This is a genomic window from uncultured Alistipes sp., assembly GCF_949296715.1.
Classification (GTDB): Bacteria; Bacteroidota; Bacteroidia; order Bacteroidales; family Rikenellaceae; genus Alistipes.
The window spans coordinates 79,326-86,957 of record NZ_CASFQD010000013.1; the positions used below are offsets into that span (position 1 = coordinate 79,326).

Annotated in this window: 8 protein-coding genes; all 8 read left to right on the plus strand. The window is 64.6% G+C overall.

The window, feature by feature from the left end:
- Window positions 1–48: 48 nt before the first annotated feature.
- The 8 genes from Q1Y33_RS01815 to purE all read left to right on the plus strand — a co-directional run bounded on the left by Q1Y33_RS01815 (window position 49) and on the right by purE (window position 7,545).
- A complete protein-coding gene (locus Q1Y33_RS01815; protein WP_300797678.1) occupies window positions 49–789 on the plus strand; it encodes a dihydroorotate dehydrogenase electron transfer subunit in 741 nt (246 codons plus the stop codon).
- Window positions 783–1,694 (plus strand): dihydroorotate dehydrogenase, encoded by a 912-nt coding sequence (locus Q1Y33_RS01820; protein WP_300797680.1) that lies wholly within the window; start codon window positions 783–785, stop codon window positions 1,692–1,694. The genes Q1Y33_RS01815 and Q1Y33_RS01820 overlap by 7 nt, the downstream gene beginning before the upstream one ends.
- Before the next feature lie 83 nt (window positions 1,695–1,777).
- Entirely contained in the window at window positions 1,778–2,491 is a 714-nt protein-coding gene (gene pyrF, locus Q1Y33_RS01825; RefSeq protein WP_300797682.1) for an orotidine-5'-phosphate decarboxylase, read from the plus strand.
- Between the two features lie 528 nt (window positions 2,492–3,019).
- Window positions 3,020–3,286 (plus strand): glutaredoxin domain-containing protein, encoded by a 267-nt coding sequence (locus Q1Y33_RS01830; RefSeq protein ID WP_300797684.1) that lies wholly within the window; start codon window positions 3,020–3,022, stop codon window positions 3,284–3,286.
- 85 nt (window positions 3,287–3,371) lie between these two features.
- Window positions 3,372–4,547 (plus strand): S41 family peptidase, encoded by a 1,176-nt coding sequence (locus Q1Y33_RS01835; RefSeq protein WP_300797685.1) that lies wholly within the window; start codon window positions 3,372–3,374, stop codon window positions 4,545–4,547.
- Between the two features lie 22 nt (window positions 4,548–4,569).
- Window positions 4,570–5,202: an orotate phosphoribosyltransferase gene (gene pyrE, locus Q1Y33_RS01840; RefSeq protein WP_300797691.1), complete on the plus strand. Its 633-nt coding sequence runs from the start codon at window positions 4,570–4,572 to the stop codon at window positions 5,200–5,202.
- 67 nt (window positions 5,203–5,269) lie between these two features.
- Window positions 5,270–6,355 carry an aspartate carbamoyltransferase gene (gene pyrB, locus Q1Y33_RS01845; RefSeq protein ID WP_300797687.1) on the plus strand — a complete coding sequence of 362 codons (1,086 nt, stop codon included), beginning with the start codon at window positions 5,270–5,272 and terminating at the stop codon, window positions 6,353–6,355.
- A gap of 722 nt (window positions 6,356–7,077) precedes the next feature.
- A complete protein-coding gene (gene purE, locus Q1Y33_RS01850; RefSeq protein WP_300797689.1) occupies window positions 7,078–7,545 on the plus strand; it encodes a 5-(carboxyamino)imidazole ribonucleotide mutase in 468 nt (155 codons plus the stop codon).
- Window positions 7,546–7,632 lie beyond the last annotated feature (87 nt).

Consider the following 7,632-nt stretch of genomic DNA (forward strand, 5'->3'; position numbering starts at 1 on the left):
GCGGCGGCTTTCCGACCGCTTGTCCGGGCGATAGAGAAACAGGACAAGATGTACAAAAAGGGAATCTACGAAATCCGCTCGAACGAGCCGCTGACCGACGCCGTGTGGCGCATGGTCCTTGAGGGCGACACGCAGTGGATCACGGCGCCGGGGCAGTTCGTCAACATCGCCCTCGAGGGGCGCTACCTGCGCCGCCCGATCTCGGTGTGCGACTATGACGCCGCGACGCTGACGCTCGTCTACAAGGTCGTGGGCGGCGGCACGGAGCAGATGAGCCGCATGCGGCCCGGCCAAAGGCTGGATCTGCTCACGGGGCTGGGCAACGGCTTCACGCTGCGCGACGAGGTGCGGCGCCCGCTGCTCGTGGGCGGCGGCGTGGGCGTGCCTCCGCTCTACAACCTGGCGCGGCAGCTGCTGGCCGCCGGGCGTCCGGTCACGGTGGTGCTGGGCTTCAACACCGCCGCGGAGGTCTTCTACGCGGAGGAGTTCCGCGCACTGGGCTGCGAGGTGATCCTCGCGACGGCCGACGGCTCGGCCGGCATCCGGGGCTTCGTCACCACGGCCATCGACGCCGCACGGCCCGACTTCGACTACTTCTACGCCTGCGGGCCGCTACCGATGCTGCGGGCCCTGGCCGGGGCGGTGCCGCAGCAGGGGCAGCTCTCCTTCGAGGAGCGCATGGGCTGCGGATTCGGCGCCTGCATGGGCTGTTCGTGCAAAACGAAATACGGGAACAAGCGCATCTGCAAGGAGGGTCCCGTGCTGGAGAAAGGAGAGATCGTATGGTAGACACATCGGTGGTATTGAGCGGCCTGCGACTGGACAATCCGGTCATCCCGGCCAGCGGCACGTTCGGCTACGGCGCCGAATTCCGCGACTTCTACGACATCAACATCCTCGGGTCGTTCTCCTTCAAGGGAACGACCCGCGAGGCGCGCTTCGGCAACCCCACGCCGCGCATCGCCGAGTGCACGGCGGGCATGATCAATGCCGTGGGACTGCAGAATCCCGGCATCGACCACGTGATCGCCGAGGAGCTGCCGCGCCTGAAGGAATTTTTCCACAAACCCGTCATCGCCAACATCTCGGGCTTCTCGGTCGAGGAGTACGCCTACTGCTGCGAATGCATCGACCGAGAGGAGCAGGTGGGGATTATCGAGGTCAACGTCTCGTGCCCCAACGTGCGGCACGGGGGCATGTCGTTCGGCACGTCGCCCGAGGCGGCGGCCGAGGTGACACGCGCCGTGAAGGCCGTGACGACGAAACCCGTCTACATCAAGCTCTCGCCCAACGTCACGGACATCGTCGCGATCGCCCGGGCGTGCGAGGAGGCCGGAGCCGACGGCATCTGCCTGATAAACACCCTGCTGGGCATGCGCATCGACACGGTGCAGCGGCGCGCCGTCATCGCCAACACGATGGGCGGCTTCTCGGGCCCGGCGGTCTTCCCTGTGGCCGTGAGGATGGTCTACCAGGTGGCCCGGGCCTGCTCCGTCCCGGTGATGGGGTGCGGCGGCGTGCAGTCGGCGCGCGACGTCATCGAGATGATGATGGCAGGAGCCACGGCCGTGCAGGTCGGGGCGGCGAACCTGGTGAACCCCTACGCCTCGAAGGAGATCGTCGAGGCGCTGCCCGACGAGATGCGCCGCCTGGGCATCGAGCGGTTGAGCGACATCATCGGCATCGTGGAGTAGCGCGGTGCGCGGGGTGTCCCGACCGGCACCTGCCGTAAGAAACGGAATCCGAACAACGAAACGAATTGAAAAACCATACGACTATGCAACGCGACGTAATCATTGCCTGCGACTTCAAGTCCGCAGAAGATACCTTTGCCTTCCTCGACCTGTTCCGCGACGAGGCGCGCAAACCCTTTCTGAAGATCGGCATGGAGCTCTTCTACGCCGAGGGCCCGGCCATCGTGCGCGAGATCAAGCGCCGGGGCCACCGCATCTTCCTCGACCTGAAGCTCCACGACATACCCAACACGGTGCGCAAGGCGATGGCCGTGCTGTCGCGCCTCGACGTGGACATGTGCAACGTCCACGCCGCCGGGACCATCGAGATGATGCGCGCGGCCCGCGAGGGGCTGACGCGCGAGGACGGCACGCGGCCCCTGCTGATCGCCGTCACGCAGCTCACCTCGACAAGCGAGGAGCGTATGCAGCGCGAGCTGCTCATCGGCGCGTCGATCAACGACACGATCGTCCACTATGCGCGCAACGCCCGCGAGGCGGGGCTCGACGGCGTGGTCTGCTCGCCGCTCGAGGCCGGCATGGTGCACGAGGCGTGCGGGGCCGAATTCCTCACGGTGACGCCCGGCGTGCGCTTTGCCGACGGCGACGTGGCCGACCAGGTGCGTGTCACGACCCCGGCCCGGGCCCGCGAGATCGGCTCGGACTTCATCGTCGTGGGACGCCCCATCACCGCGGCTGCCGACCCCGTGGCGGCCTACCGGCGCTGTGTGCGGGAGTTTTGTGAAGGTGAAAAGTGAAAAGTAAAAAGTGAAAGGTAAAGGGTGACGGACGGGGCGGCGGACGGAACGCGGTCCGCTGCGGACGGCGGGTCCCGCACGAAAAAGAGTTGTAAAATTGCTTTTTCCTTCGTACCTTCACTACGGCGTTTTGCCCGAAATACCGTCCCGGCCGGACGGAACGGCACGGTTTTTAACGGAAACAGGTTGCGGGTCCGGCGGAGGTTGGAGCCCAGTGGAAGTTGGAAGCCAGCGGCGGAAGCTGCGGGTTCGACGGAGGTCGAGGCCTGACGGCGGAAGCCTGGGACCCGGCGGAAGTTGGGCCCGGTGGCGGAAGTCCGGGAGCTGGGCGGAAGTTGTGACCCGATGGCGGAAGCCGGGAACCAGCGGCGGAAACTGCGAGCCCGGCGAGATGGCAGAAGGATGCTTTTGTCCGAACGTGATACCAAAAAACCGGCCCGCCCGGTGTACCGAACCTTTGACTTTTGACTTTTAACTTTCGACTTTTGACCTTTGACTTTTCACTTTTCACCTTTAACTTTTATTCCCATGTCGCTGCCTGTTAAACTCTTCTACCTGAAAACCTGCCCCTTCTGCAAGAAGGCGCTGCGCTATATCGACGAAGCCAAAGCCGCACATCCGGAGCTGGCGGCCGTTGCGATCGAGATGATCGAGGAGTCCGAGCAGCCCGCCGTGGCCGACAGTTACGACTACTACTACGTGCCGACCTTCTATGTCAACGGTGTGAAGGTCCACGAAGGAGGCATCTACCCCGACGAGGTGGAGCGTATCCTGCGGCAGGCGCTCGGGGAGTGACCGCGGGACGGACTTTTCGCGCACGGAGCCCCGCCCGGAAGGGTGTTCCGGATATTTTGAAACCGAAAAAACCGAGATAGGGACCATGAAAAGATTGCTGACCCTGCTTTTGACGACGCTCGGCGTCGTCGCGCTGTCGCCCGTGCGGGCGCAGCAGCTCACCACGGATGACCACCTGACCGACTTCGACTTCGCCCTGCGGCAGGTGGAGGCGAACTATGCCGGCTTCCCCTCGAAGATGGAGGCCGGGAACCGGGCCGAATACCAGCTGCTCAAGACGCGCCTCGCGGAGGAGGTCGCCGCACAGGGACGTGCCGGTTACGATGCCGCGAGCGAACTGTTCGCGTGGTTCGGCGACCGCAACCTGCGCACGACGCTCTCGTCGATGACGAAGTACGAGCGTCCGCAGTCGGCCTATGCCTCGGCGAAGTACAGCCCGCAGAACACGGCGACGCAGGTCGACGGCAAGACCTATCTGATCCGCGTCGTCTCGTTCGACGACGACGAGTCGCTGCGCTCGTGGATCGAGGCCGCCGCGGCCTGCTGCGGCGCCTGCGAGAACCTCATCATCGACCTGCGCTTCAACGACGGCACCTGCAACTCCGTCTACGGCCCTCTGCTGCAGGCCGCCTACGACCGTCCGGGCTCCGTGACGGGCGAGGAGCTCCGTGTCTCGGCGGACAATCTGGCTTACCTGCGCGCCGAAGCCGAGGCGCGGGGTGACATCTGGAGCCGGGAGCTGGCGCAGCGCATGGAGAGCGCCACGACGGAGTTCGTGCCCGGGAGCGACACGCGCGTCGTGCCCGTCGTCTTCAATTTCGTGCCGGCGATGCACCGCCGCGTGGCAATCCTTGTCAGCGGCGTGACCGCGGCGGCGGCCGAGCAGTTCATCCTCGACGTCCGGGCCTGCAACTCGCGGACGACGGTCTACGGCACGGAGCATACCGCGGGCAGCGTCGATTTCCAGCATGTGCGCGAGGTCGACATGCCCCGCAGCGGCGTGACGTGCTGCGTGCCGCTGGCGCGCTCGTACCGTGTGGCCGAGGGCAAGGGGCTCAACGGAGAGGGCATTGCCCCCGACGCGGTCATGGAGCTGCCGATGCCGGCCTCCGTCACGGACAATGTCGACGAATGGGTCTGCTGGGTGGCCAACGACCTGGCGAGCGGCGGGGCGCTTTCGGCCGCCGTGGCGAAGGCCGCCGAGAAGGCTGCTGCAAAGGCTGCCGCAAAGGAGGCGAAGAGATCGAAACGCAACCAATAAGTACCACAGTACAAACGATATGATGGAAAAGAAAATTGCCGAAGACCTGCTTTCGATCGGTGCGGTATTCCTGCGCCCCGAGCAGCCGTTTACCTGGGCCAGCGGTATCAAGAGCCCGATCTATTGCGACAACCGCCTGACGCTGACGGCGCCCGCGGTGCGCAACCACGTGGAGGCCGGGCTGGCCGAGACCGTGCGCACGAAGTTCCCCGACGCCGAGGTGCTCATGGGAACCTCGACGGCCGGCATTGCCCATGCCGCCATCACGGCGACGATCCTCGACCTGCCGATGGGCTACGTCCGCTCCGGAGCGAAGGACCACGGGCGCGGCAACCGCATCGAAGGTCGTCTGGAGAAGGGACAGAAGGTGGTCGTCATCGAGGACCTGATCTCGACCGCCGGGTCGTGCATCGAGGTGGTCGAGGCGCTGCGCGAGGCGGGCGCCGAGGTGCTGGGTGTGGCTTCGATCTTCACCTACGGTATGAAGAAGGGGCTCGACCGCCTGCGCGAGGCCGGGGTGGTCAACTACAGCCTCTCGAACCTCGACACGCTGGTCGAGGTGGCCGCCGAGAAGGGATACATCCGCCCCGAAGACAAGGAGCGCCTGCTGCGTTTCCGCGACAACCCCTCGGACGAGAGCTGGATGGAGAAGTAGCGCCGGCAGCACAGGGCCGGAAGAGAGTAGTTCCGATCATACAATACACACGATAAAACAAGCAACCATGCGACATTTGATAGACCCGACCGATCTGACCGTCGAGGAGACCGAGCAGATCGTCTCCCTGGCGGAGGACATCATCGCCAACCGTGCCAGGTACCGCGAAGCCTGCAAGGGCAGGAAGCTGGCGACGCTCTTCTACGAACCCTCGACGCGCACGCGCCTGAGCTTCACCTCGGCGATGCTCGAACTGGGCGGCGAGGTCATCGGCTTCTCGGACGCCAACTCCTCGTCCGTCTCGAAGGGCGAGACCGTGGCCGACACCGTGCGGGTGATCCGCTGCTTCGCGGACATCATCGCCATGCGCCACTTCAAGGAGGGGGCGCCGCTCGTGGCCTCGCAGTACGCCGGCATCCCGGTCATCAACGCCGGGGACGGCAGCCATGCCCACCCGACGCAGACACTTACGGACCTGCTGACGATCAAGCGCGAGAAGGGGCGCTTCGACCACATGACCATCGGCTTCTGCGGCGACCTGAAGTTCGGCCGCACGGTCCACTCGCTCATCAAGGCGCTGTCGCGCTACGAGGGCATCCAGGTGATCCTCATCTCGCCCGAGGAGCTGCGCCTGCCCGACTACATGCTCCACGAGATGAGCTCCTCGTCGCGCATCACCTTCCGCGAGGTGCGCACCATGGAGGAGGTGATGCCCGAACTGGACATCCTCTACATGACGCGCGTGCAGAAGGAGCGTTTCCTCGACGAGGAGGAGTTCGACCGCGTGAAGGACAGCTTCGTGCTCGACCCCGAGAAGCTGAAGACCGCGAAGAAGGACATGATTATCCTCCACCCGCTGCCGCGCGTCAACGAGATCACGCGCGCCGTGGACAACGACCCCCGCGCGGCCTACTTCCGGCAGGTCGAGAACGGCAAGTTCGTGCGCATGGCGTTGATATACACGCTGCTGCAATGGGCCGACGAGAACCGTCCCTACACGCACACGCCGGTCTTCAACGAGGAGTACATCGTCAACGAGCTGGAGTGCCCGAACCGGCGCTGCATCTCGGCGACCGAGGATGTAGACCAGCTCTTCCGCCGCGCGGCCGACGGTACGTGCCGCTGCGCCTACTGCGAGGCGAAGGCCCGCTGACGGCGAGGTGCATGCGGGGAGGGTGTATTTCCGCGATGTACCCCCGAATCCCGTTCCCTCCGGGGCCCGTTCCCTTCGGGACTTGTTTCTTCCGGAGCCTCTCTCCGGGGTCTGTCTCTTTCGGGTCCCGTCACTGTGGGGTTTCGTGCCGTCGGGAATCCTGCCCTCCGGGTTGTCGTGCCGCCGGGGCCGTCATCCCGGGTTTCATATCGTCTCGGGGTGTCTTCTCTGCGGGCCTTGTGTTGTCGGGGACGGGCATTGTCGATATTTTGTCGATAGAATTTGTCCCGGAATTTTGAAAGTAGGCCGGAATACGTTACCTTTGTGCATTGTTGTCCGCACCACTTCCGCCCGAAGCACCCGCAAGGGGCCGGAAAGAGAAGGAGGGGGGAGACTTGAAGGCCGGAGAGAAACGGGGAGGGGAAAAGAGATGATACCGAGGAGTAAGACGGCTGAAGTAAGGGAACGCGTAGCGGATAAACATCGGTTAGGATAGCGAAGAGGTATGAAGACGATCTGCAATATCGACCAGCGCGAACGAAAGAAACGGCAGGGCCAGGCCGCTGCATACTGTTCGTCGTCCCGAGAGCAGATGCGCTCCATGCGCTCCCGAGAGCAGCAGGTGGCAGCCTGCAACCTGCTCGGATAGATACGAACCGCCATGACGCACCCCGTCGTGGCGGTTCTGCTTTTGTTTTTGATGACTTAAAACCAGAGATACGATGAAGGTCGGAGTGATTATGGGTTCTGTGAGCGACTACGAGGTGATGGCCGAGGCTGTCGCCATGCTCCAGCAACTGGGTATTGATTTCGAAAAACGTGTCGTGAGCGCCCACCGGACGCCCGATCTGCTGTGCGAATACGCCAGGACGGCGCGCGAACGCGGCCTCGGCGTCATCATCGCCGGTGCGGGCGGCGCCGCCCACCTGCCGGGCATGGTGGCCTCGATGACGACGCTGCCCGTCGTGGGCGTGCCGGTGAAGTCCCGCGCCCTGAACGGGCTCGACTCGCTGCTGTCGATCGTCCAGATGCCCGCAGGCGTGCCCGTGGCCACGACGGCCATCAACGGCGCGAAGAACGCCGCGCTGATCGCCGCGTCGATCCTCGCCCTGCAGGACGAGGCGCTGGCCGCACGTCTCGAAGCCTTCCGTGCCAAGCAGACGGCCGATGTCCTGGCCGCCGAAATCTGACGCCATGCGGATGAAGACCATCGGTATCATCGGAGGCGGGCAGCTCGGGCTGATGATTGCCGAGCAGGCGCGCCTGCTCGGGGCGCG

What these genes read in the sequence shown, in the direction of transcription:
- Q1Y33_RS01815 (WP_300797678.1), top strand. Translation starts at nt 49, where the DNA reads ATGTACAAAAAGGGAATCTACGAAATCCGCTCGAACGAGCCGCTGACC.
- Q1Y33_RS01820 (WP_300797680.1), top strand. Translation starts at nt 783, where the DNA reads ATGGTAGACACATCGGTGGTATTGAGCGGCCTGCGACTGGACAATCCG.
- pyrF (WP_300797682.1), top strand. Translation starts at nt 1,778, where the DNA reads ATGCAACGCGACGTAATCATTGCCTGCGACTTCAAGTCCGCAGAAGAT.
- Q1Y33_RS01830 (WP_300797684.1), top strand. Translation starts at nt 3,020, where the DNA reads ATGTCGCTGCCTGTTAAACTCTTCTACCTGAAAACCTGCCCCTTCTGC.
- Q1Y33_RS01835 (WP_300797685.1), top strand. Translation starts at nt 3,372, where the DNA reads ATGAAAAGATTGCTGACCCTGCTTTTGACGACGCTCGGCGTCGTCGCG.
- pyrE (WP_300797691.1), top strand. Translation starts at nt 4,570, where the DNA reads ATGGAAAAGAAAATTGCCGAAGACCTGCTTTCGATCGGTGCGGTATTC.
- pyrB (WP_300797687.1), top strand. Translation starts at nt 5,270, where the DNA reads ATGCGACATTTGATAGACCCGACCGATCTGACCGTCGAGGAGACCGAG.
- purE (WP_300797689.1), top strand. Translation starts at nt 7,078, where the DNA reads ATGAAGGTCGGAGTGATTATGGGTTCTGTGAGCGACTACGAGGTGATG.